This is a genomic window from Pedobacter gandavensis (genome assembly GCF_032677645.1).
Taxonomy (GTDB): Bacteria; Bacteroidota; Bacteroidia; order Sphingobacteriales; family Sphingobacteriaceae; genus Pedobacter; species Pedobacter gandavensis_A.
Map to the genome: position 1 here is coordinate 203,622 of NZ_JAVTSB010000010.1, position 25,837 is coordinate 229,458.

The window sequence follows — 25,837 nt, forward strand, 5'->3', positions numbered from 1 at the left end:
CCCTGATGGCTGTTTGTGGTGGTAGTCATTTTCATACTTTTGGTTCGTTTAATTTATTTTGGTTAGTCTAAGGGACGGATTATTTTTCAGGAATCAGTCGGTCGGTTTGGCGTAGTTGTCAACGGAATTGGCTCGTCTTTAGTTGACGTATTCGGTTACAAATTCCCGCTGATAACAGAGGGGACTTTTCCCGGTTACTTTCTTAAAACACTTATGGAAACTGGCGAAATTATTAAAGCCACTATTATAGCAAATCTGTTTGAGGTTGAGGTGCGCTTCAATTAAAAGCTTGCAGGCCTGCCCTACTTTGATCTCGGTCAGAAACTGAGAATAGGTTTTGCGGGTACGCGATTTAAAATAGCGACAGAAAGAATTGGGGCTGATCCTGGCCACATCGGCAATCTCTTCCAGGCAAATCTTATTCCTGAAATTGGCATAGGTATATTCGTAGATATCGCTGATCCGGTCTTTCTCTACCTGCTCCAGGTCATATTGAAATCCTACAGAAGCCAGGGTTTCCAGCTCGCCACATTTAGAAATTTCCAGTAAGGCCTGCATCAGCATAATGAGCCTTTCCGTTCCTTCCGCTTCCAGCATGTTGCTTAACAAGGTCGCCACTAAAGCTTTGTTTTTCCCGGTCACCTTCACCCCTCTTCTGGATTTCTCCATCACATCTTTCAGCGCTTTATTCTCCGGCAGGTTCAGAAAGAAATCTCCCCAAAGGTCTTCGCTAAAATGGGCAACCTTTACATCGGCTGTGCCGCTCTTTTCGCCACCTTCAAAATAGGCATCTTCAAATCTCCAGTAATGGGGTAAATGAGCGCCCACCAGGATGATGTCTCCGGAATCAAAAGACTGAATATTATCACCGATAAACTGCATGCCTTTACCTTCATTAAAGTAAATTAATTCCAGTTCCTGGTGGTAATGCCATTTGTTATTTACAAAGGGTTCTACATCCTGTCTGACACTAAATGATTGCGCAGGAGCCATGGATACTTTTAGTAGTTGTGCTTTCATAATCAATAGTTGTTGTGTTGAAATCCGGAAGACTTTAACCTAACATCGACTTGAAACACGAGGGATGTAATCATTGAATGCTCGTTCATCAGATCTTTGGTCTTACAGATAAATTATACTTGGTTTAGCTAAATTACCCCTCTTATCCATTACTAAGGGGGGTAATTCTTAAGTATAAAGGGTGAAAATCTTAAATGACACCAAATTATTCTTCCAGTGCATAATCAGAAGGCGTTCTGCCAAACTGTTTCACAAACTCTTTACTGAAATATTTAGGGTCATTAAAACCTACGAGATAAGCAATCTCATAAACGGTATAGACCTTTTGCCGAAGAAGCTGGGCAGCCCTTTTCAGGCGGACAGATTTAATGAAATTATTAACGGTGAGACCGGTCAGCACTTTAATCTTTTTATACAGGATAGGCGTACTCATCCCAAGGTCGGATGCCAGCGTATTCACACTAAACTCCGGTGTCGTAAAGTTATTCTCAATCAGGGTCATCACCTTGCTCAGGAACTCTTCATCAGAAGATTCAATTAAAATATTAGCGGGTTGTAAGGTAATCTGCTGACTAAACCTGCGCCTCATATTTGCTTGCAACAAGAGCAGGTTAGCAATAGTCAATTGAAGTTTACTGATGCTAAAAGGTTTGGTCAGGTAAGCTTCTGCACCCGTTTTCAGGCCATTCACCTCATGGATATTCCCCGTTCTGGCAGTCAGCAGAATCACGGGAATATGGCTCGTCCTGACATCCGTTTTTAAAGTCCGGCACAATTCCAGTCCGTCCATTACCGGCATCATCACATCACTTACAATCAGGTCTGGTATTTTCTCTATAGCAACTTGTAGCCCAATCGCACCGTTTTCTGCTTCCAGAACCAGGTAATACGGGCGTAAAGATTGTATAATAAAATCCCTCACTTCGTGGTTATCTTCTACAATTAACACCGTAATCTGCTCATCTACCTCCCCGTTTTCTACAGCAGGCATCAGCATCAGCTGTTCCTCTACCGCACTATCTGCAGTCTGGTAATGGGCCGGATTTTCAGAATTCAGGAAATCCTGCACCAGTTCTTCTTTTGAAAAATGCGCCTGACCCAATTTCAACTTCAGGCAGAAACAAGTACGTATGTCCGCATCCGGAATATCTTTCTGCTCCGCTAAAAACAATGTACCATGGTGCAGCTCTGCAATCTTCTTGGAAAGCGCCAGCCCGATACCCGTCCCGCTATTCCTCGAAAGTGGGTCTTTGACCTGATAGAAATTGCTGAATAGCTTATCTCTACTTTCTTCCGGAATCCCTTTCCCATTATCGCAGGTACGTATTTCTACAAAACCATCAGCTGTTTTTAAAACCGATAAACGGATCATTCCACCTTCCGGAGTACATTTAAAGGCATTTGACAAGAGATTGTACAATACTTTTTCCAGCTGCTCATTGTCAAAATAGACTTCAATCTGTTCCTCTTCTGATACAAACTGGTAATCCATTTTTTGTTTAATGGCCAGATCTGTAAAAGAAAGGTAAATCTCTTTGGCAAAGCTGACGATATTTCCCGGTGCAATATTGAGGCTTAGTTTCCCGGATTCTGCTTTTCTAAAATCGAGTAGCTCATTGACTAATCTGGTTAAGCGACCTGCATTTCTTCTTACTGTGAGCAGTTTCCGGTTTAAAGCCGGAGATTCCTGCGTTTCATTGATCAGCGTTTCTAAAGGCCCTTCGATCAAGGTAAGCGGCGTTCTGATCTCATGAGATACATTGGTAAAGAAATCCAGTTTCATTTGATACACGTCATGCTCGCGTTTCAGCAGTGCCCTGATCCAAAGGAATCTGGAGAATAAAAACAGTAAACCTGCAAAAGCCGACAAATAAATCAGGTAAGCCCACCAGGTTTTCCAGAAAGGCGGGTTCACATGGATCATCAATTTCGTAGGCTCAGGATTCCAAACCCCGTCATTATTAGAACCACGGATCAATAAGGTATAAGTGCCCGAAGGCAGATTGGTAAAAGTAGCGGAAGGACTACTCACGTAATTCCAGTCCTTTTCAAAACCTTCCAGTTTATAAGCATACCTGTTCTTCTCGGATTTGATGTAATTAAGCACAGCAAAGTCTACCGTGAAAATATTCTGATGGTAAGAGAAAGTAAGCGCTTTAGTGAGGCTGATGTTCTCTTTCAGCAATTGCGTTTCATCATTGATCGCAATTGGTTTATTAAACAGACGAAGGCGGCTAAACACCACTTTTGGCACCCTGTCGTTATCTTTAATCTGATCCGGAAAAAAGCTGACCAAACCATTAAATCCTCCTAAGAAAAACTCCCCTTTGCTGTCTTTAAAGAAAGAGTTGTAATTGAACACATTGCCAGGAAGGCCATCCCGAACGGTATAAGTCTTAAAAGTCTTGCGGTCAAATTTCGACAAGCCATTGTCGGTGCTGATCCAAAGGTTGCCTTGATCATCTTCCAACATACCAAGCATTACATTGCTCGGCAAACCATCCTCCTTTTTAAAGACGCGGATGGTTTTATTTTTTGGCATATAACGTATCAATCCGGAATCATAGCCACCCAACCAGATGAAACCACGGGAATCTTCCTGCACAAAGTTGATGTCGTTGAACGACAAGCGACCGTCATTGTTTTTAAACTTACGGACCCTGGTCGAATTTGGCGCCAGAATATAAGTTCCGGAATTACAGCAAATCCAGATGTTATCTTTTGAATCCTGATACAGGCAACGCACTACTTTTAAATCGTGTTTGTCATGCCCGCCAAGAAAGGGAGAAAAATTATCTTTCTCCTCATTGTAAAGGAACAGCCCATTGGCCCGGGTACCGATCCAGAAACGCTGCTGCCGGTCGTGTAATAAAGAGATGATCCGGCTGGAATTTAAAGCACCAGGGTCTGTAGGATTAGCCGTATAATGCCTGAAACTTTTAGTGGCCGGAAGGTATTGATCCAGTCCGCCTTCATACGTACCCACCCATACTTTACCTTTATGGTCTATAGAAACTGCTTTCACCAGCGTAGAGCTCAGGGAAGAAGGGTTTTCCGGATCATGGCGGAAGCTACTGAACTTCCCCGAAGCACGGTCGTAATAATTGAGCCCTTCTGCTTCCGTCCCAATCCAAAGGTTCTTTTTTGAATCCTCCACAATAGAACTGACCACATTACTGCTGAGTCCGTTTTTGCCGATTTTAGATTTGTATTCCCTGAAAGGGGTAGAATTGACATGATAAACATTTACGCCACCATAATAGGTACCCACCCAGATAGAACCGGCAGCATCTTGCATCAGGTCGTAGATAGAATTCTGATTCAGACTGGTCGGGTCGTCAGGTAAGTGGTTTAAAACTTTTATTGCCTTTGTTTCCACATCAATGATATTGATGCCATTTAAAGTAGAGACCCATAGTTTGCCATCTTTGGCCAGCATCATTTTACGAATCACATTACTGCTGATGCTATTGGGTTGTCCGTTCTTAAAGCGGAAATGCTTAAAGGTTCCTTTTTCCCGATCCATGAGTTCGAGTCCGCTGTTATGCGTCCCGATCCATAGGTTATGTTGGTGGTCTTCCAGAATAGCACTGATGTCGTTATCGCTCAGACTTTCAGGACGGTTGTTTTCATGCACATAAGAACGGCAGATATATTTTCCATTTTTGAGCACCATACTGGTCAGTCCCTGAAGGGTGCCCACCCACATCACATTGTTGTGATCCTGATATACTGATTTAATCAAATGATGTACAGGCCCTTTTTGCGGATCATTGGAAGTCATGAATCGCTCAAATTTATCCGGGGCCACCAGCTTGTTCAAACCGCTGTCTGTGCCTACCCAGATAAAACCCTGCCGGTCTTCATAAATACTCCTGATGATGTTATTGCTCAGGCTATGTTTTTGTTTTGGATGATACTGAAAGCGCTTAAAAGAATTGGTTTTCGGCAGGTATAGGTTGAGGCCCTTCTGTGTCCCTACCCAAACATTCCCCTTACTATCGGTAAGCAGGGCATTGATGTTCATGCTGCTCGTTAAAGAGGTACTGTCCCCTTTATGGTATTTAAAAACTTCGAAATTCTGCGAATTGAATTTATTCAGTCCGTCTTTAGTGCCAAACCACATAAAGCCCATACTGTCCTGGGTAATCGATAAAACGCTGCTTTGCGATAGTCCGTTTTCTACCGTCAGGTGATTAAAGCTAATGCTTTTTTGTTGCGCAGAAGTCCCGATATAGGAAAACAGCAAAGCCAGAAGCAATAGTTTATAGTGGTTCATTTTTTAATTCTTTCCCAATATTCTGCTCCGCAGCGCAGGATATTGTAATATTTGGTCGGGGTAAAAGTATATAAAAAATACCTTCCCTACCAAAAACCACAGGAATTATTGATTCAACCAGTTTTTAAAGGCTTCTGCACGTTCTTCACTCACCACTACTTCCAGCCCTTCTACCGGCGCTGGTTCCAGCACAATCCTTACCCTGTTTCTGGAAAGTTTGTACATCTCGCGAACGGCTTTAATGTTGATGATAAATTTGCGGTTGATGCGGAAAAAGTCGGAGCTGTCCAGTTGAGGTTCCAGACTGCCGATTGTTTCTTCGATGATGTAATTCTGCTTATCGTTGGTAACCAGGAACAGGTATTTACCTTCTGCCATAAAGTAGGCCACATCTTCCGACTGTACCGTCTTGATCAGCTTACCTAATTTCACCATGAAGCGGTTACGGATTTTCGGTACCGGACCTTGTGTCTGGTAACTGAATTGCGGCAAACCGATTTCGGAGATCTTACGAATCCCTTTCAGTTTCGCTAAAGCCGCGGCTACATCTTCCTCATCAAAAGGTTTGAGCAGGTAATCGATGCCTTGATTTTTAAAAGCTTTGAGGGTGTACTGGTCGTAGGCTGTGGTAAAGATCACCGGACAGTCTACCTCTACCTGTTCAAAGATCTGGAAGCTTTCGCCATCACCCAGGTGGATGTCCATAAACAAGAGATCAGGTGTGTTTTTACTGAGCCATGCTACTGCTGCCTCCACCGTTGCCATGGTAGCCATTACTTCAATATCCGGATTTAACTGGCCCAGTATTTTGCGTAAGGTAACTGCTGCCAATTCTTCATCCTCAATAATTGCTACTTTCATCCTCTTCTTGCTTGGCTGCAAAAGTAAAAAAAAACTCCGGTCTGTAAAACAGACCGGAGTTAATCACCCGCACTTATCTTTCTTTATATTTATTAATGCTATTGAAGGTTCGGATTTGCTCTGATTGCAGATTGAGGGAAACGAATAGTATACCTCGGATCGTTCTTCTGTATAGTATACGTAATATCTTTTAGCTCATGAGTCATTGCCGGCTGACCGTAACGTCTCAAATCATACCAACGGTGTCCTTCCAATGCCAGTTCTCTTTCTCTTTCATTCAGAATTTCCTGATATAAATCTGCTTTACCCATTCCAGAAATTCTGGTCTGTTCTGTGGCAAAATAAGCAGGCGTTAAACGTTTCGCTTTTAAAGCCAGTAAGGTTTGTAATGCAGTACCCAGATCTTCTGTTTGTAGCGCGGCTTCTGCCTTAATCAGGTAGAGCTCCCCGTTACGGAAAGAGATCTTGAAATCATTAAGGTTGCCTTTATTAGACATCAGTTTGTCTTTATTTTCTTCATAACCCGCATCTCCAGGGAAACCTTCGAATTTTTTGAAATACAGAGCAAACCTTTTATCATTTCCCTGATTATAGATTCCTAATAAATGCGTAGAAGCGAAAGAAGCATTTGTTGCACCCGGGTTAAAAGCTGCTTCCATCGACATAATGTTCTCTACAGATTTAAAATTGTTAGGTGATAAAGCATTTGCTGCATTCAGATCTTCCAGTTTGTCATTGATAGCCAAACCTTCCTGACTCGCTTTTAATGCACTGCTCCATTCTCCTCTAAACTCATGAATTCTTGCTGTTAGCGCTAAAGCTGCACGTTTGCTGAAGCGATAATTCTGACCGGCAGGGAAACTGGATACATTTAACAAAGCTTGTCCTGCGGCAAGATCTGCAAAGATCTGATGGTATACTACTTCAACTGTTGAAGGCTTATAATTTGTTTCCAAATCAATCTTCAAAGAGATTGGAACACCACGATCTGTTGCCGCCGTATTCTGATCAAAAGGCTTCGCATATAAATTCAATAACTCGAACAATGCATAAGCGCGAAGCAAATAAGCTTCCCCTTTAATCTGAGCGGTCTCTGTAGAAACCCCAGCTCTGGTTTCAATATCTTCAATCACAGAATTTGCGTAGAAAATCGAAGTATAAAAACCGCCGTAAGGCATTTCCAAAGAAGTGGCATCAGGATTCAAGTCATTCCACTTGTACTGATCGTAGTAGTTTGGCGTTTCTGTGGTAAAGAGATTCAAGGTCAATTCGTCTGTACGAAAAGCCAGATTCGATTTATGACTTGGAAACTGAGTATATCCAGAATTTAACAAGGCTCTGAAATCCTCAACCGTAGTAGGGATTACTTTCCCTACCGGCTCAATATCTAAATATTTTTTACAGCTGCTGGCTGATATCATCAGGAACAGAATCGCTGTTAATTTTATGATCTTATTCATGGTTTCTTAATTAAAAAGTTGCGTTTAAACCAATTGAAATACTTTTGGTGATTGGTTGTGCATAAATGTTACCATAAGTTTCCGGATCAAAATAACCTTTGTAATTCGTACCGATTACGAAAGGATTTCTTGCTTCCATACTAATTCTCAAGCTATTTGCTTTTACTTTTCCAGCAATTGCTGTTGGCAAGCTATAGCCTAAACGGATACTGTTAATACGCACATAACTCATATTTTTAACGAAAATATCTAAGTTACTATAGGTATTGGCAGGATCATTACCATTCTGCCAGCTATGAGCCATCCATCTTTCACCACCAAAACTATCCGCTCCATAAATACCCGGCAAACTGCTACCTGTATTTGATGGAGACCATGCGTTAAGAATTTCTCTCGAGTAATTCCTTCCACGGTCAACCTGCGAAGGGTTAAAAAGAGGTGCTGTATTCACCAGTTTATTGATATTGAAAAGTGCAGAAATTGATAAATCGAAGTTCGAGTAACGGAAACGGTTAGTCAAACCACCTGTAAATTTCGCATCACCATTACCTGCATAAGTATACAGATCCTGGAAAGCTTTACCACTGTATTTGCTACTCACAGAAGTACCAGCAAACCATTCTGAATCGGCATTCGGATCATATAATCCGTAAAACTCTTCCATAGAAAGTGTTTTGCCATCTCTGATAAATAACGGAAGACCATCTTTGTCTAATCCAGCAGTTTTAAGCACCCAGATTCCATTTACCGGATAACCTTCTTTAGATGGCATAAACTGATTAGGACGAACCTTTTCTCTGATCACCTTGGTTTTGTTGTGGGCAATATTGAAATCAGTTGACCACTGAAAATTAGCCGTGTTGATGTTTCTTGTCGAAATCGTCAACTCTATACCTTTATTACCTAATTGAGAGAAGTTAGAACTGGTATAATTGAAACCATTTTCTAATTGTAACTCTTCAATACCAATCAAATCTTTACTGAAACGGTCGTAATAATCCAAAGTCACCTGAACGGCATTTTTGAACAATCCTAAATCAATACCGGCGTTGAAAGTAGAAGTTTTTTCCCATCTCAACTTGTTATTTGGAGGACTCGTTACACCGATAGTCGGTTGGTTTCCACCAGGAAAGGCACCCGAGTTACCATAAATCCCTACTACAAAAGGAGAGGTACTTTTATCAATATTTCCTTGTAAACCATAAGAGGTACGAACGCGTAGGTTCGAAATCCAGGAGATATTTTTGATAAACTCTTCCTCACTTGCATTCCATGCACCTGAAAGGGAATAGATAGGCAAGTATCTGTATTTAGGGTCTACACCAAATAAGTCGGATCCGTCGTAACGAATACTACCATAAGCGGTATATTTTCTGTCGTAAGTATAAGACAAAGTACTGTAGAAAGAGGCATATGCATTTTCCACATATCCTTTTTGATAAGGACGTAAATCTTCTGCATTAGCATAAGAATTGTCTGGAAAAATAACTCCCTGACTAGTCAGCGTACGTTCGTTAAAACCAAAGCCCCTGGTTGCAATCGATTCGTTAGTTGTTCTTCTCAACTCAGAACCTGCTAATGCTTCAATTTCATGCTTTTCAGCAAACACCTTTTTATACTCTAAAATAGTTTTCCAGTTGTATTGGAAGCTGTTTGCCGCTTGATTGTAAATCGTTCCACCTTGTGGCAGGAAAGATTCCTGTTGCTTGCTAATCGGATTCCAACGTTTATACTTATCTCTATATTTACGGGTGTAATAAGAATTTTGTCCACCAAATTTCTCTACGTCAGTATCTTCAAACTGAAGACCTAATTCCGTACGGATACTCAGGTTTTTATTGATCTGATATTTCAAATCAAGGATAGCCTTTACACTCTTATTGTCTAAAGTATAACGGGTATTTTCACGTTCTTCAATGGCATTAAAAGGAAGGTAAGTATCACCACCACGGTCACCGAAAATATCCGGATCATAGTTAAAACCACCTGCTAAATTTCTCACCGTTTGGTAAGGATTTACATTCCTGGTATACGTACTGATATTGGTAAATGCATCTGCATCTGCAAGGTAATTGGTACGTGTAGATTTGGAACCAAATACCGCTGCTCCTGCTTTCAACTTCTGAGAGATGTTAAAATCAGTTTTCAGCGTCATGTTGTAACGCTCTAAACCTGTTTGTTTAGTGGTACCTTGTTCATTGTAATAACCACCAGATAAGTAATAAGTAGCTTGCTCAGTACCACCAGATAAACCTAAAGTATATTGTTGGTTAATCGCATTCTGATAAATTTCCTTACCCCAGTCTGTTCCGTCAGCTCTTAAAGCATTGATGGCTTCCTGAGTGGAAGGATTCAAGGCAGAGAAACCACCTGTTCTGTATTTATTCAACTCCCCTGTTCTTTTCAAAATTCTCGCTACTTCACCATTACCGGATCTGTAGGTTAAATCTGAACGGTTAGCCAAACCCAATTCAAAATCTACTTTCTCCGTAGCATTCATCAGGTTCAGTTTCCCAAAATCAGGACGTTGTGAGACGAAAGAGTTCGCGGAGAAATTAATCGCCATTGGCCCTTGTTTACCTTTTTTAGTCGTGATTACGATAACCCCGTTTGCTGCTCTTGCGCCATAAATAGCGGTAGCCGCAGCATCTTTAAGAATCGTAATGTCGGCGATATCATCAGGGTTTAAACCTGCAATTGGTAAGTTACGCAATTGATCGATATCATCCTTTCCAATGGTATTAGGCAAATTGGTACCGTCTAAAGGAAGACCGTCCAATACCCATAGTGGATCTTGTGAACCGTTTAATGAAACTGTACCACGGATTCTGATCTGCGGAGCAGCACCAGGACCACCGGTAATGTTTCCAACAGAAACACCGGCAACCTGTCCTTCTAACATCTGGTCGATACCGGAAACACCGGTCTGACGCACTTTGTCATAGTCCAGCTTTACTGTAGCCGTTGTATTTTTACGTTTTGCAATGTCAGTATAACCATTCACCACTACCTCCCCCAAGGTATTGTCAGCGTTCTTTAAAGAAACTGTTACGTGTGTCTGGTTGCTGATATTGATTTGTGCAGAAGTATACCCAAGGTAAGTTACCCTTAACATTGTAGTTCCTTCCGGTACTTTTAAGCTGAATTTACCGTCGCCATCAGTTACAGTTCCTACCACTGAATTCTGAATCACTCCTGGTACACCACTTTGTTCGCCAATCATGGCCTTGTCTACAAATACCGAAGCTCCAGGTATTGGCAAACCATCGTTTTCATCCAGCACCTGACCAGTGATAGTCTTAGTGGCCTGGCTAAAACCCGCGAAGCCGAAGCCCAGCAGGATTAATATTAGCATTAAATGTTTATTCATGTCCCCTTTTTAAAAATATTATGTTGTTTTGGTTTGGTTAGTTCATTCTTAAACTCTGACGAATCCTAAGGATTAAGTCTAAGTAATGACCTTTTGTTGCATCATCTCCCCTGCCTTTGTTTTTATCCAGGATCGTAAGAATCTGAAGTAACTCACTGCGTTTCGCAGCTGCCACATCAGAGGTTCTGCCCATAGAACTCACCTGAATATTTCTCAATGATTTTTCCTCAGCCCCTACAACTGATTTACCATCATTACTGAAATCACACACTTGCAATTGATTTTGCATTTTTAATTTATTGTCTTGTAAAGATGTCTTCGTGATTTTCTCCAACATTTTGTCGGTGCTTACCAATAATACATCTACGTAGTTTTGTTGTAACATGCGGTCGGTAATCGAAAGCGTTTTTCCACGTTGAGTTTTCGCGAAAACCGTTTCTCTTACTTCTTTTAATAACTCATTAGCGGTGTATACGCTGTCTTTACCCAGCAATACTTCCATTTCCATCATTCTCAACAGACGCTCCTGACTAACCAGGCTGTAAAGAATCCCATATTGAAATTCACGTCTTACATTGTATGGTCCATATTCATATGGTCCTGCCGGAGAATCCTTGATCGGGAAAGTTTTCAATAACAGATCCTTACTGAACAACCAATCCGGAACTTCCATCACCTCTTGTTTCAAAAATTCAAGGGATTTAATTTGCATGGCTTTTGGAACTGGTGTATAAGCATTCTTATGATCACCTGCTACTGGTTTCTCCAGGTAGTAACCACCGATATTTGCGGTTACATGCTCTGCGTAAGTCAACCATTGGAAAATGGCCGCCATATACAGTTTTCCTGCCTGATAATAATCTTCACCAGGATTTGCAGCCCAGGTAGAAATCTGAGGGATCAGACGCTTTAAGTTTAACAAACCATAACGACTTGCTTTAACGGCATCATCACCTAAATCTTCTGATTGAGATCTTGGATCGACCACATTAGAGCTTTGTTGCTCACCATAGAAATACAAAGGATCATTTTCATGGTCTTTAATCCATTTCGCCAATACCGGAATTTCCTCATGTGGATCTTTCGTATCTAACCAACGGTATCCCCATGCGATTGCATATTTATCATACTGACCGATTTTCGGAGTAATACTGGTTACATTATCTTCTGGTTGCGCTACGTAATTGAAACGTGCATAATCCATGATCGAAGAAGCGGTTCCACCCATGCGCTCCGTAAACGAAGGCGAGCGTAGCGAATCTACAGGGAAAGCAAAAGAAGAACCCATGTTGTGTTTTAAACCTAAAGTATGACCCACTTCATGAGATGATACAAAGCGGATGGCATGTGCCATACGTGCATCAGTAAATTTATTAGCTCTTGCACCTGCGTCAATCACACCAGTCTGAACCCTCATCCAGGATTGCAAAGAAGTCATTACATTGTGCCACCAGATCACATCTGATTCCAGGATTTCTCCGGAACGCGGATCGATAACTGCAGGGCCCATTGCATTAGATTTCGGCGAAGCTGCATAAGTGATTTCCGAATAACGGATATCATCACCATCATAATCAGCGATGTCTTTAACTTCTAATGCCTGAATTGCATTTTTGAAACCTGCGGCTTCAAAAGCTTTTTGCCAGTCTACCACACCAGCAATGATTTGCTGTCTCCATTGTGGAGGCGTAGATGGGTCAATATAAAAGATGATCGGTTTTTCCGGTTCTACCAGTTCACCAGCAAGGTAACGGGCACGGTCTTCCGCTTTAGGTTCCATTCTCCATCTGGTTAACAGCTCCCTTTTCTCCATTTTATGCTGCGTATCAGAGAAATACCATCTTGGTGTGGTAAAAAATCCTACCCTATCGTCAGCATAACGAGCTTTCATTGGCGTTTCCGGTAACAATAATACGTTAGTGGTTACTGCCACACTGATTGGAATACTGTTTTGACCTTCGGTTACTCTGGTGCTCAATAAAGCGCGTACCACAACATTTTGCGGGAAACTTTTAATCTGCTCAATAGCAGATAATGCGCTTTTAGGAGCAGTACCTAAACCAATATCGGTAAATACATCATTAAAACTTTTATCAGTACCATCAAAAACCCTGTTCATTTTGATCACTATTGCGGATGAATCCGGGCTATAGGCTTCAATTTTGAAAGATTCGATGACCGAACCGATGAAGTTATCTTTTACAGAACGGGTGATGGCATCCCCTTCCGGTGATTCTACCTGAGGAACGATGGTTTTCACCCAGATCGTTTTTGCTAATTTATTTTGTGAGAAGCGAATCACTTTGTTTTCAAAGTTCATCCCTTTATTTAATCCGGATTCATTAAGTGCTAATGGTACGGATGATATTTTGTTGACTACCAGAAAGTCCTTGCCCATTAACTTCAGGGGGATCTCAAAGTAGTAATCAGTTTCTACCTGGTGGACTTTAAAAAGTCCATTAACCGTTTTTGCTTTCTTTAACAAATCGGCATAACTTTTCAGCTCCTTACCTTTGGTGGTGTCAGCAGCATTTTTCTTCTTTAGCGAATCCGCTAATACTTTCTTAGTTGTTTTTGTTGGAAATTTTTTAGTCGTTTGTGCGTTTACCTGTGTAGTAAACAAGCCAGCTAAAACAGCCAAAAAAAATGAAGTCTTATTCAAAATCATGTTCCAAAGTGGGGGATAATTGGCACATAATGAAATTTTCGGGAGTGAACTCGTACAATATACTTAGTGAAAGCGCAGTTTTAAGGAGTGAGATATTTATTGTTAACTGGATATTTTGTCCTGATTACTATTCAGTTAAATGTAAAACAGGCAAATAACATCTGAAGTATTCTTCGTCAGTTTCGTAGGTAAAGCCTTGATTTCCAAAATAGGAATAAGTGCTTTTCAGGTAATTGAGACCCTGTTTTCCGGAATCTTTGACATCTGTGCGCAATTGGAGGTTATTGCTCACGATAATCGTGCTTTCCTGACTTCTAACGGTAATTTTCAGTGGTTTTTCTTTAGAAAGTATATTGTGTTTAACGGCATTTTCGATCAACGTTTGTAGGCTCATGAAAGGAATTTCGCCCATCAGCAGCGTTTCATCAATCTGGATGTCTAAAGGTTCCAGGGCATCGCCAAAACGGATTTTCAGCAGGAAGAAATACTCCTTCATGAAGCGCAACTCATCAGCTACGGGTGCAAGCCCGGTAGGGTAAGATTCCAGCACATAGCGGTATACTCTCGAAAGCTTCACTACAAATGCCTTAGCGAGCTCCGTATCCTCCGCAATCAGCGCATTCAGGGAGCTGAGGGAATTGAAAAGAAAATGAGGGTTCACCTTCTCTTTTAATTTACTCAGTTGCAGCAAGGCATTGTCCTTTTCATGGGTCTCTGTCAGGAGTTGCAGTTTTTGCTTTTCCATAGACAATTCCTGTCGGTTAATTTCTACTTCCCTACGCAACAGAAACTCTTTCTGCCACTTACGCTGGTAGATCCAGATCAGCCCTAAGATAATAGTGACAGAGATCAGGCCCATATAAATAGAATAAGTTCTGATATCCTCGAAATCTTCCTCTAATACAATAACCGGAACATCAACGATAATGGTCCAGTTCAAGCCATTGATCACATTGGGAATATAATATCTGGTAACGGGCAGACCTAAATAATCGGATTCCACCAATTCATGTTTTGTCTTTCCATAAGGATGGATCTGATTAAACAGGGTATCTTGTTTGGGATTAAATAATTGCTGACCGATTTGCTTTTCATTCGGACTGGTGATACAAATACCTTTTTCATCAACAATTAAGGCATACGACTGCCCTTTCTGGTCCACAGAAGCAAAAGCGCGCTGCAATTCCTGCAGGTCAACGTCCAAACCGGTTAACAGGCGTCCTCTATCTGATTCTACCGTATTGCTGGCCGTTAACAAATGTAAAGCAGGAGATACCTCGGTTTGTGATCCTCTCACATTACTGGTATCATTGGCCAAAAACTGTTGCTTTGCCCAGGCTTTTACATAAAGAGGCATTGGTACTTTCTGAAAAGAAGCAGAGTTGCGAATCAGGTATACAAAAGAAGTGTCTGTTCCTTTGATGATGGCATACCATGCTTTTTTCACTTTTTCGTCCGACAATAATACGGTGCCCAGGGTTTGCATTAAGCTCTCCTCAGTGATGTCTTTTCTAAGTTCAGGAAAAAGTGTAGCGGCCACTTGCGTGCCTTTTAGGATGTTACCGAACTCATACTGATAAACCAGTACTTTCTGACGGTACACATTGGTGCCTGCAAAATCAGCGATAGTATTGATCCGTTTCTCCAGAAAACGACCAGTAAAAAAGGTAACGCCAGCGATACACAGAAAGACTGCCAGACCGATAACTATCAGATATTTTGGGGTTTGCAACACAAGCTTCATTGCTGCAAAGATAGGAAAAGAGAAATGATTCCTGGTTAACACAAACGTTTGCGTTAACCAGGAATATTCATTATGATATGTTAATGACGCTAATTTTTACTTAGCGGCTCTGACTTTAGTGTTACCACCACCGTCTAAAGTAAGGTCTACCGGCTTGTTGGTTGTCCAGTTACCTCTGGTGAAATCAGGAATATCAATGCTGGTTGATCTTTTTGCTACTGATTTTTTGCTTAAAGGAACAATACAGCTCCATGATGCAGCATCATACACATTCTGATCCAGCGGTAAACCGTTGCGTAAGCAATCAATTAATCTCCAGTCCATCATGAAGTCCATTCCACCATGTCCGCCAACTTTTTTAGCTATTTCTCCAACATGTTTGATCAGTGGAGGTGTATAATCGTCATATAATTTTTTCAATTCTGCTTCTTTTACCCATTCTTCTCCAAAAGCAATACGCTCTGGTTCAGGATATTTACTAGCAAAACCTTTCGTACCACTCAACAAGTGAATTCTGGAGTATGGACGAGGAGAAGTTACATCATGTTGTAACATCATCGTTTTCCCTTTATTGGTTCTGATGGTAGTGGTATTCATGTTACCTCTAAAATCCTTACCTACAAACTGGTTGTAGAAAGCGTCTTTTTCAGCTCTTTTCTTCGCTTCTGCACCCATCATGAAGTCGTTGGAAGACATAGATACTAAGTAGTCCATTTTATCCCCTCTGTTGATGTTCATACACTGTGCAATCGGGCCTAAACCATGTGTCGGATAAACATTTCCATTATAGTTGATGTTTTCTTTTAGTCTCCACATATCTTCATAACCGTTCTTATTGAAGTTTAAATCTAAAAGATCATGGATATAAGCACCTTCTGCATGGATCAATTCGCCAAACATACCCTGACGAACCATGTTAAGGGTCAACATTTCAAAGAAATCATAACAGCAGTTTTCTAACATCATGCAGTGCTTACGCGTGCGTTCAGATGTTTCTACCAATTGCCAGCATTCGTCTAAGGTTAAAGCTGCAGGAACTTCTGTTGCTGCATGTTTGCCATGCTCCATGGCGTAAACTGCCATTGGGGTATGTAAATGCCATGGCGTACAGATATAAATCAGGTCAAGATCTTCGTTATTGATCATGTCCTTCCAGCCGTTTTCGCCGGAATATTCTTTTGCTTTTGGTAAGCCTTTTTTCTCGAGTATTTTTTGTGCTGCCGTAGCTCTTTCCGGTAGTTTATCGCAAAGTGCTTTAATTTCTACCCCTTCAATAAAAGCCATTCTGCCTACTGCACCCGGACCACGCATGCCCAATCCGATGAAACCGATCTTTACCTTATCAATTTTCGGTGCTGCATAACCAGACATGTTAAATCTAGCGCCACTGGTGTTTGGGTAAAGTGAAGGAGTTTCATTTGATAAAATCTCATTTGGTTCAGACGCTTTTGCGAATGAAGGCAGGCCCATCGCTACTGCGCTGGAGCCAATAGCTAGTTGTTGTAAAAACTTTCTACGGTTTGGTTTCATTTTTGGTTGGTTTATGTTGGTTGTCTATTTTTGGTTAAAAAGACCATTAAATGACATCCTAACCTGTTTAACGAATATAATGATTGTGTTTGTTTTTTGCTGAGAGAAAATTTGCGCAAACGCTTGCGTAAAAGCAAATTATGAATAAAAACCAACCAGAATGATTTATTCCGATTGGTTTATTATTCTTGGTTTCGGGTGTGTGATCAGGATTTTTCGAAGCGATAATTCGCTCCTTTAAGGGCATTAAAGCTAACAACTCCTTGTTTTTCAGTAGTTCTGGCAACTACTTTACCTTGCTTATCTTTAACCAGCATATTTGCAGGTAAGTCTATCTTACAATTCCCACCGTTTAAGGCCAATACATTTCCTTTTTTCAGCGCTCCGTTTTCCCAGTCGAAATCAGCGACAAAAGCGTTTCTGGCGCGCATTCCTTTAACAGAACCATCTTTCCAGTCCTGATCAGCAGGCAAAGCAGGCAGTATGCGGATCACATTGTCATTACCATGACTTTGCATCAGCATTTCTGCGATTCCGGAAGTACCCCCAAAGTTTCCATCAATCTGGAAAGGCGGATGTGCGCAGAATAAGTTAGGATATGTTCCTCCTGAGTGCATGTTTAGTTTTCTGGAAGGATCTACCAGGGTAACCAACTGCCTGAACAGTTTTAAGGCATGATCTCCGTCTCCTAATCTCGCCCAATGGTTGATTTTCCAGGCTTTGGACCATCCGGTACCCCCATCACCTCTTTGAATCAAACTTTCACGTGCTGCTTTAGCCAATTCCGGACTGTCCCATGGTGTAATTTCTTCATATGGATGCAAACCGTAAAGTTGAGATACGTGACGGTGTGTTGGTTCTGCATCTTTCCAGTCGTTCAGCCATTCATTGATATCCCCTGCTGCACCAATCTGATTGGGCGCCAAACGTTCTCTGGTGGCTGATAATTCTTTAGCCCACTCCTGGTCTTTTCCTAAAATCTTTGCGGCTTCTATGCTATAGCCAAAAATCTCTCTGCAAATCTGCATGTCCATGGTTGGCCCCATTGCCGTCTGTCCTTGAAAACCATTTGGCATGATATAGGTATTTTCCGGCGAATTTGAAGGTGCGGTAACCAACCATTTATGTTCTGGTTCTTCTATCAGAATCGCTGAAAGGAAAGTCGCCGCTTCTTTAAATACAGGGTAATATTTTGCTAAGAATTCTTTATCGTTCGTGAATTTATAGTGCTCCCAAAGGTGTTCGCACAACCAGGCACCACCGGTTAAAGTAGAACCCCAATCAGCACCCTCACCCGGAGACGTGTATCCCCATGGATTGGCTATTACGTGTGCAACCCAACCTGGCGCATTGTAATAGGCTTTTGCAGTTTTTGAACCCGGTTTTACCAGTCCGGCAATCCATTGGTGCAACGGAGCGGCAAGATCACCTAATCCGGTTGGTTCTGCCAGCCAGTAGTTCATTTGAATATTAATGTTCAAATGGTAATCTCCGTTCCATGGCGTTTGATATTCTTCAGCCCAAAGTCCCTGTAAATTTGCAGGTAAACTACCTTGCTGCGAAGATGAAATCAACAGGTAACGGCCAAAATTATAGTACAACGCCGGAAACTGAGGGTCCGGTAATTGTTTGGCATAACGCTCCATACGTTCCGGTGTACTCAAAGCTGCAACTTCTGAAGGTGCCCCTTTTAAGGAAAACCTGTTTCTATTGAAAAAGCTACCGAAAGCGGTTAAATGTGCTTTTTCTATTTGTTGCGGACTTAAATTCCCGGCTTTCATTAAGTTGTTTTTCACGGTAGCCACCGGATCTGCTCCACGCTTGTTGTAATCTGCTACGTTATAATCGGTAGCGGCAGTCCAGATTAAAATCACCTCATCGGCATTGCTCACTTCTATTTCATTTCCTTTGACGATTTTTTTCCCGCCTTTGGTCTGAACCTGTAGTCCGGCCGCGAAACGAAGTCCGGCTTTTTTACCGTTTGGCAATTGCCCGTTCATCATCAAGGTCTGCCCTTCCGCTTTCACAGTTGCATTTTCTTTTCTATTGATACTGGTGCTGAAACTGATTTTTCCTTTTTCGGATGCGCTGATTTTCATCATCATCACATTCCCCGGAATACTAACCAGCGCTTCCTGAGTATAACTTACGCCATTACGCTTCCATTTTGTAGTCGCAATCGCCTTTTCTAAATTCAATATTCTGCTGTAATCGGTGTAAGCTGAGGTGGTGTCTTTCCAATTGATCTGGAGATTTCCCATAGTTTGGTAGGCGCCGTAAGGGTCGTTTTTCCCATTACCACCTCCGGAACCTGCTCCTTTGGCTACAAACTGTTTTTGCAACAGCTCCTGAGCTTCTTTATTCTGTCCTTTCAACAGGTAATCCTGGATAGGTTTCAGGTATTGATGGGCATTTTCCCGATCGGCATCCTGTACCCCACCTGACCATAAAGTGATCTCATTCAGGCTAATTTTGTCTTTGTTCGGGTTTCCATAAATCAGGGCACCAATACGTCCGTTACCTAAAGGCAAGGCTTCCTGGAAGTTAGCAGCCGGCTTTTTAAAGTAAATGGTAACGTCAGAAGATTGTGCAAAAGCCCCTGTACTGACTGCAAGAAGAAAGGTGTTGCCAAGTGCAACAAGGAGAATATTCCGGTAAAGCTTCATTTGGTTATTGGTTTCAGGTGTGTTAGCCAAAGAACGTCAGATTAACCGGGAATAAACTGAGTTTTTCTGTCAAATTATTAAGGAATTTTGGCAAGCAGTTCAATTTTATCAGACGACATGAGATCTATCTATTATTATCTTAGTAATTTCAATAACACCCACAAATAGACCACATCAATTACTTTAATAAAAAATAATTACCCTAAAAGTTGTTGATCACGTTTTAAATGTAGTAGTTAGACCAGAGCCCGATTGTATATGACCGAACCTGCTACACTGCCCACCTTCTTAAATCCATTGACCGATTTTGGTTTTAAGCATCTATTTGGTGCAGAAACTAATAAGGACCTCCTCATTTCCTTTATTAATGCAATTTTTAAAGGCGAGAAGACCATCATAGACATTCAGTATGGCGCTACAGAATATGCAGGAGTACTGCAAGTTCACAAAAAAGTATTTTTTGACCTGACCTGTACCACAGTTGATGGTGAACACTTTATTTTATATCCTTGCTGTGCTGGATTTTAAACTTACAGATAGCGAACCGGGTACTTACCTTCAAGACATTGCATTAATTAATAAAATTAACGGGCAGCTATTTTCCCCTAAGCTTGGCTTCAAATTCATTGAATTACCCAGCTTTAATAAGACGGCAGAAGAATTAGAAACAGATTTAGATAAATGGTTATATACCCTAAAAAATATGAGCACACTAACACAAGTACCAGCGAGCCTCCAGCAAGGAGTTTTCTTTAGATTTTTTGAACAGGCAGAGTTGAATAGACTGTCAAAAGAAGATCTGGCGATCTATGTAACGAACTGGAAAAATCACTCGGATTATATAAACTCTATAGCATTTTCCAGGGTTGAAGGGATAGCAGAAGGAGAAATGAAAAACAAGTTACTTACCGCGCAAACTTTAAAACAAATGGGATTTCCCATTGATCAAATCTTTGCAATATCCGGGCTCCCAATTATAGAAATTGAGAAACTAGAATCACTAAATAAAATAGATCCAAAAGGCTAATCCCTATCCGTCAGATAAAGTCGTTCTTTTTATGAAAAACGACTTTATTTATACAGGTAAATGCGGGGATTTACCCGGGTTGAGTAACCTGTTTACTAAAATATGGGGCGTCCTCCAGGTAGTGTAATATGGATTCAGCGTCCTTATCTGCAATCTGGTTGATGGTAAATTCCTTGAGGTGTCCTAATTTCAATAGGGATCCACAGCCCGCATCTTTAAACAGTTTGCTTAATTTTTCATTTTCGTCAATATGATAGGAGTTAAAAGCAGGGAGACTATCAATTTCCAGGTATTTTTTATCCTCTTTAACGACACTTAAAAGACGGCCAAGTTTCTCCCCTTCAAAAGTATCGTTGTTGGTTAGAAATAAGAAAGTATGGATCATCAGTTTGGTTCCATGCTGTTTTACGACCAGATAGCCAACTTTCTCACCAGCGACACGGAAATCAACATGACTTGCATCCCCCATCCATCGATGAGTTATTTTCGGCTCTAAAAAGGTGAGCAGCAGTATTTGATGCATGATTCCAGGACTGATATTGATTCGTTCCTGTAACCTGTCGAGGGTATGCGTACTGATGTAAATTTCCAAAGGGATATCCAGTCCCGTTGTTTTGAAACCGAGCAAGGAGGGCTTAACACTATAGTGCTCCCATTTGAATTCAGTTGAAAGCCAGCCCAGGCGTATCGCATTCCGCATACCTTTCGTCGTTTCGACCTTCTCTTTTGTTGGTTTAAAGCTGTGGATCAGAATATCATTATCCGGATTAAATTTAGCGAAAAAGGGAGTCAGCCCGAGATCGCTCCTGTAAATATGGTCATTGTAATCACTCAATAAAGTACAAATATCGGTGACTATATTAATGAGCAATTCCTGCAAATCATGGTGAAAGGAACTATCGTGTGAACCGAACGAAAAATGTCTTTTAATTTCTTCCAGTTCCGGATCACCATGGGTTTCCATATCACCAATACTATCGGTTAAGGTTATCCCTTCTGAGAGATACCAGGAAAGCAGTATTTTATTGCCATTAGGAAGCGTAAGTTCTACACCTTCAATATAATTCTGCAACAGTTTATTAAACTGAATTACCTTGATCTTGTCGAGTCCTGATCCAGGAGCTGCTTTAGCTTTTAGTACCGGATACCGACATTCATAAAGTCTCCCCAGAAAGGCATCCGGAAGTTTTTGCAGGAGCATATCCCCTCCAATAAGCATAATTATTTTTCTGGAACGATCTAAAAACCTCTCCTTTAATGCCTTACGTTGTTGTTCAATATTAGCCGCAGACTTAATTGCCACCTGCTTCTTTTTCTTTCTGTCCATTTTAACTTTATTTGGCACCAGCACATTTCAAACCACATTACTGGATTTAGTCCAACTCAAATATACACTCTTATATCCGATTGCAAATTATCATAATCAAAAAAAACCTCTAAAATTAAAAACATTTGTTAATTATTTAATAAATAAATATACTTAAAATGGTTATTGCAATTTTAAATACAGTAGTTAGACCAGAACCAATTGTACATGAAAGCGCAGGATCCCCTAACCGATTTCGGCTTTAAGTATCTGCTTTATTAAGGAGGAAGAAGAACTGGAAACAGATTTAGATAAATGGTTATATAACCTAAAAAACATGAGCAAACTAACAAAAATGCCCGCAAGCTTCAAGGATGGAATTTTCCAGGAGGTTTTTGAACTGGCTGAACTTAATAAAATGTCAGATATAGACCGTGCAATCTATGATTCCAACGTAAAGTCGGTTTCCGATTATGAAAACACGATACGTTTTGCGGTAAAGAAAGCGGCAATAAAGGCAAAAAAAGAAGGGATAGCACAAGAGAAAGCAAAAGGAAAAATAAGAGAAATGAAAAATAAGATACGCACTGCCAAAAACTTAAAGCACCGGGGATTCTCCGCAATTCAAATCTTCGAAATAACCGACCTTTCAGTTTCAGAAATTAAAAAATTATCCTAAAATATGAGTACATTAACATCCCTAAAATATCCTAACTTATCCATCATTCGAAAAGATTATTTTTTGGGATACTGCCAAAAACTAAGGTTTCTTTTTTAGGCCCCAGCTCCAATTTGCTCTAATAGCCGGTGTCACAACGCTGGCTTTAAACTTATGTTCCTCCGCATATCCTTCGGAGAGATAAATCGTTTCTCCGGGTATGGTGGAAAAGTTAAGGTTCACTTTTCCGTCATTCTGAAAAACGGAGAACGTGATTCCCTGTCTTTTATCAGAACTTAAAAGACTTACGTTCAAATCTGTTTGTATCCGACAAGTATCCCCCTTGCTACTGTAAACCTTAATAAATTTAGTCTTTCCATTGGTTCTGCCGGCAGAAACCAGGAAACCACCTTCTGTGCGAAGCTTGTCAAACGAAACATCCTTCCATGCCCCGGGGACAGCAGGAAATATTCTGATTTTATTTCCCCAGCTCTGAATTAGTAACTCCTGAATGGAAGTGGCAGCAGATAATGGAGTTTCGATCACAGGTCCAGACTCCTGATACAAGGTATTTGGCTGAATAAACTGATCAAAAAGCTGGTTTAGCAAGTCGTAAGCCTGATCTCCTTTGCCCATCATCGCATTGATGGAGGCGGCACCTGTAAAAGTATAACCTTGCAAAGCACCTTTCAGGGAAAGCCAATGGTTCAACGACTGCTCGATTAAGGCCTTATCCTCCGCATTTACCGGCGTCATCAAATGATACGGGTATATCATCATCAAATGAGAATAATGTCGGTGAGAGCTTGTTAAGCTTACGTCCTTCCCTATCATTAATCCGGTTTCATTTACGGGATAAGGTACCAGATTTACCAAAATGTTATTCCATTTATCAAGATCTTCATCCTGAAATCCTTCCTTTTCATTTAAGTTGATTAACGTTTTCAGGCCCCAGCGCAGACTAGCCAATGCGTAATTGGCATCTTCCGCATATTTATATTCTGGTGAAAAAGAAGAAGGTAAATGCCATACCCCCTGGTCATCCTTTTTCAAATGATACAAAAGATGATTTACAGATCTTTTTAATAAGGGATATATGTGTTTCTTTAGCTCTTCCTGATCTTTGGAATACGCATAATACTGGTAATAATAGAACATAGTCCAGGTCAGGTTTCCCAGTTCAAACTGTCCGTTTTCTTTGTTGGCTTCGGCTAATGGCGCCACTAAATCATAGCCGGAAATCCTGCCAATTGCCGCAGCATCTTTCCTCCATGGTTCCGGCACATTATTAATCAGGTTTTGAAGATTACTATTTAAGGTATTAAACAAGGATTTCCCAAGTTCAAGATGGTTGGCTGTAAATATTGGCGAATAGGTAAGCTGGGTATTCAGGTTCCACCATACCCCTGGCCATGGTGTTTTTCCGTTAAACCAAGGCCCCACCAGGTCGATCATTGGCCGGTTTTCTCTGGTCGCTGAAGCCAGTTTATAGAGTTGAATCCAGTAAAAACTTTCCATCCGCTGATCAGGAATAGAAATGAAACTCTGCTGATAAAACTGATGCCACCACTTTTGATGTGCAGCTAAAACTACAGGATATGTTGCTTTTGTAAAAGCCTGAACGACTTGTGTCGCTTCTTTTACCTCATCAGATTTTCCGGACGCGTCATATCCTACAGAAAGGATCATGGTGTGCTCCTTTGCCGTTTTCTTTTTGGTCCATACTGTGGCATAACCTCCATTGTTTAGCAAAGGCTGCCGACAAACCTCAAAAGCTCCTGTTTTCGAAAGTTGATAAGCCGGGTTTTCCGGATATACGGCAGGGTTTCCGGCATTTTGACCAATCATCCGCGGACTTATGCTCTTTTCGGCAATAAATTGCCAATTAATATCATTTTCTAATTGAGTGCCTTTTGCAGATATATAAATCACATTAGTATTAGCAGGCACAAAGGCATTGAATTTCAGGCTTCCTTTAGTCGTATAAATCGTCCCTTCCGCGATTGCATTATAAATATCAAGGCTCATTTTAGCGCCGGTAATTTTCCCGACGGTCTTGATCGTCATCCTGCCAATAGGTAATCTGGGTCTGGAAATTAAGGGCTCAGAAAGTCCGTTTCCTTCGTGCTTTCGCTGATCCGTAACATCAGTACGGCCAATATCAAATCGGATCGTCTGCTCATCTTCCTTATAAATATTGGTACCGATCAAACCATTTCCCAAAATGATACCAGTATAATAGCTGGTGCCAATCGAGTCCCAACGCAGGGTTTGCCGTTTCATGAATGCAGACCAATCTATTTCGGCTGGTTTTACCTGTGCAGACAAGGTAATCGTGGCGAACAAGAACAAGATCAAAGAAAAACAGGTTTTCATGTGTGTGAAAATTTCAGCAACTCCAGTTACCTAAACAAGAGCCGGTTAACTAAATCTACTCAGATTTAATTAAAATACCCATGCTTTGCCAAAATCACTGAACATTATAACGAAATCCTTAAGTTAATAGAATCCTCTTTTTGAAAAAACAGGCAAACCCTCATTATTATAATAGTTGATTATGATTTCTGTTATTTTCATAATACAGGAAAGCTGATTACTTTTGCTTCCTTACAAAACAAGGAAAAAGATGAACATTTACTTAACAGCCATTATAAAAAGTACCGAAGGAAATGCAGAGGCGATGAAAGCCATGTTGTTACAATTACTTGCCGAGTCTAGAAAAGAAAATGCTTGTATTCAGTACGACCTTCACCAGGATCAGGAAAATAAAAATGTGTTTATCTTCCATGAGATCTGGGAAAGTCAGGAAGGATTAGACCTGCACAATGCACAACCTCATATTGCTCGTTTTATTGCAGATACTGCAAGCATCATAGACGGTCCGGCAATGATTCATAAAATAGAAAAAGTTGCTTAACTTTTAAGACCCCCTGACATCAGGGCTCTTTTAAACGAATATAAGAACAGGTTTTTCAGCATCACGTCTGACCCCTGTCTTTATATTCGTTTTTTTTTACCTAAGCATCCGCTAAATGCGCCATACCATAAAGGCTTAATTTCAGCAAAGTGGCTACTTCCTCTCGCATAACGCCATAGTAAGCTCAGGATCCGTTCTGGTACGGGTTAGGGTGCCTTCGATAGGAGACTTTATTTCTTAAGGTTTCTTTCCGGATTTTATGAGAGGTTGATAGGGCCTATTTGGGCATACAGCCCCATCAAAGTACTGGATAACAGCTTGTAACTTTCTT

The 25,837-nt window shown here is 41.0% G+C and carries 13 protein-coding genes and 1 pseudogene; 3 read left to right on the top strand and 11 right to left on the bottom strand.

Going from position 1 to position 25,837, the window contains the following annotated elements:
- Positions 1 to 138: 138 nt before the first annotated feature.
- From R2Q66_RS17555 to R2Q66_RS17595, 9 genes are all read right to left on the bottom strand, one after another.
- The gene (locus tag R2Q66_RS17555) at positions 139 to 1,020 is read right to left on the bottom strand and encodes an AraC family transcriptional regulator (protein ID WP_316751404.1); all 882 of its coding nucleotides are present in this window, start codon (positions 1,018 to 1,020) and stop codon (positions 139 to 141) included.
- A 205-nt stretch (positions 1,021 to 1,225) separates the two neighbouring features.
- Positions 1,226 to 5,299, bottom strand: a complete 4,074-nt coding sequence (locus R2Q66_RS17560; protein WP_316751406.1) for a two-component regulator propeller domain-containing protein — start codon at positions 5,297 to 5,299, stop codon at positions 1,226 to 1,228.
- Positions 5,300 to 5,404: 105 nt separating this feature from the next.
- A complete protein-coding gene (locus tag R2Q66_RS17565) occupies positions 5,405 to 6,160 on the bottom strand; it encodes a LytTR family DNA-binding domain-containing protein (RefSeq protein ID WP_316751408.1) in 756 nt (251 codons plus the stop codon).
- Between the two features lie 98 nt (positions 6,161 to 6,258).
- Positions 6,259 to 7,620 (bottom strand): RagB/SusD family nutrient uptake outer membrane protein, encoded by a 1,362-nt coding sequence (locus R2Q66_RS17570; RefSeq protein WP_316751411.1) that lies wholly within the window; start codon positions 7,618 to 7,620, stop codon positions 6,259 to 6,261.
- Positions 7,621 to 7,630: 10 nt separating this feature from the next.
- On the bottom strand, positions 7,631 to 10,990 hold the full coding sequence (locus R2Q66_RS17575; protein WP_316751413.1) for a SusC/RagA family TonB-linked outer membrane protein: 3,360 nt from the start codon (positions 10,988 to 10,990) through the stop codon (positions 7,631 to 7,633).
- A gap of 37 nt (positions 10,991 to 11,027) precedes the next feature.
- Positions 11,028 to 13,631, bottom strand: coding sequence for a zinc-dependent metalloprotease (locus R2Q66_RS17580; protein WP_316751415.1), 2,604 nt, complete (start codon positions 13,629 to 13,631; stop codon positions 11,028 to 11,030).
- Positions 13,632 to 13,785: 154 nt separating this feature from the next.
- Positions 13,786 to 15,402 (bottom strand): histidine kinase, encoded by a 1,617-nt coding sequence (locus R2Q66_RS17585; protein WP_316751417.1) that lies wholly within the window; start codon positions 15,400 to 15,402, stop codon positions 13,786 to 13,788.
- Between the two features lie 96 nt (positions 15,403 to 15,498).
- Positions 15,499 to 16,932, bottom strand: a complete 1,434-nt coding sequence (locus R2Q66_RS17590; RefSeq protein ID WP_316751419.1) for a Gfo/Idh/MocA family protein — start codon at positions 16,930 to 16,932, stop codon at positions 15,499 to 15,501.
- A 206-nt stretch (positions 16,933 to 17,138) separates the two neighbouring features.
- On the bottom strand, positions 17,139 to 19,628 hold the full coding sequence (locus tag R2Q66_RS17595) for a glycosyl hydrolase family 95 catalytic domain-containing protein (protein ID WP_316751421.1): 2,490 nt from the start codon (positions 19,626 to 19,628) through the stop codon (positions 17,139 to 17,141).
- 228 nt (positions 19,629 to 19,856) lie between these two features.
- On the opposite strand from R2Q66_RS17595, the pseudogene R2Q66_RS17600 reads away from it, so the two are divergent.
- Positions 19,857 to 20,625 (top strand): annotated as a pseudogene (locus tag R2Q66_RS17600) (PD-(D/E)XK nuclease family transposase).
- Positions 20,626 to 20,695: 70 nt separating this feature from the next.
- Here the strand turns inward: R2Q66_RS17600 and R2Q66_RS17605 are convergent.
- Positions 20,696 to 21,952, bottom strand: coding sequence for a hypothetical protein (locus tag R2Q66_RS17605; protein ID WP_316751422.1), 1,257 nt, complete (start codon positions 21,950 to 21,952; stop codon positions 20,696 to 20,698).
- A 256-nt stretch (positions 21,953 to 22,208) separates the two neighbouring features.
- On the opposite strand from R2Q66_RS17605, the gene R2Q66_RS17610 reads away from it, so the two are divergent.
- On the top strand, positions 22,209 to 22,610 hold the full coding sequence (locus tag R2Q66_RS17610; protein ID WP_316751535.1) for a PD-(D/E)XK nuclease family transposase: 402 nt from the start codon (positions 22,209 to 22,211) through the stop codon (positions 22,608 to 22,610).
- Positions 22,611 to 22,691: 81 nt separating this feature from the next.
- Here R2Q66_RS17610 and R2Q66_RS17615 read toward each other — a convergent pair whose 3' ends face one another.
- The gene (locus tag R2Q66_RS17615) at positions 22,692 to 24,965 is read right to left on the bottom strand and encodes a glycosyl hydrolase family 95 catalytic domain-containing protein (RefSeq protein WP_316751424.1); all 2,274 of its coding nucleotides are present in this window, start codon (positions 24,963 to 24,965) and stop codon (positions 22,692 to 22,694) included.
- Between the two features lie 250 nt (positions 24,966 to 25,215).
- Here R2Q66_RS17615 and R2Q66_RS17620 point away from each other — a divergent pair, with 250 nt between their 5' ends.
- Positions 25,216 to 25,506, top strand: coding sequence for a putative quinol monooxygenase (locus R2Q66_RS17620; RefSeq protein ID WP_316751426.1), 291 nt, complete (start codon positions 25,216 to 25,218; stop codon positions 25,504 to 25,506).
- Positions 25,507 to 25,837 lie beyond the last annotated feature (331 nt).

Coding starts and splice junctions, on each gene's coding strand:
- R2Q66_RS17555 (WP_316751404.1), bottom strand. CDS start 1,020: ATGAAAGCACAACTACTAAAAGTATCCATGGCTCCTGCGCAATCATTT.
- R2Q66_RS17560 (WP_316751406.1), bottom strand. CDS start 5,299: ATGAACCACTATAAACTATTGCTTCTGGCTTTGCTGTTTTCCTATATC.
- R2Q66_RS17565 (WP_316751408.1), bottom strand. CDS start 6,160: ATGAAAGTAGCAATTATTGAGGATGAAGAATTGGCAGCAGTTACCTTA.
- R2Q66_RS17570 (WP_316751411.1), bottom strand. CDS start 7,620: ATGAATAAGATCATAAAATTAACAGCGATTCTGTTCCTGATGATATCA.
- R2Q66_RS17575 (WP_316751413.1), bottom strand. CDS start 10,990: ATGAATAAACATTTAATGCTAATATTAATCCTGCTGGGCTTCGGCTTC.
- R2Q66_RS17585 (WP_316751417.1), bottom strand. CDS start 15,402: ATGAAGCTTGTGTTGCAAACCCCAAAATATCTGATAGTTATCGGTCTG.
- R2Q66_RS17590 (WP_316751419.1), bottom strand. CDS start 16,932: ATGAAACCAAACCGTAGAAAGTTTTTACAACAACTAGCTATTGGCTCC.
- R2Q66_RS17605 (WP_316751422.1), bottom strand. CDS start 21,952: ATGGACAGAAAGAAAAAGAAGCAGGTGGCAATTAAGTCTGCGGCTAAT.
- R2Q66_RS17615 (WP_316751424.1), bottom strand. CDS start 24,965: ATGAAAACCTGTTTTTCTTTGATCTTGTTCTTGTTCGCCACGATTACC.
- R2Q66_RS17620 (WP_316751426.1), top strand. CDS start 25,216: ATGAACATTTACTTAACAGCCATTATAAAAAGTACCGAAGGAAATGCA.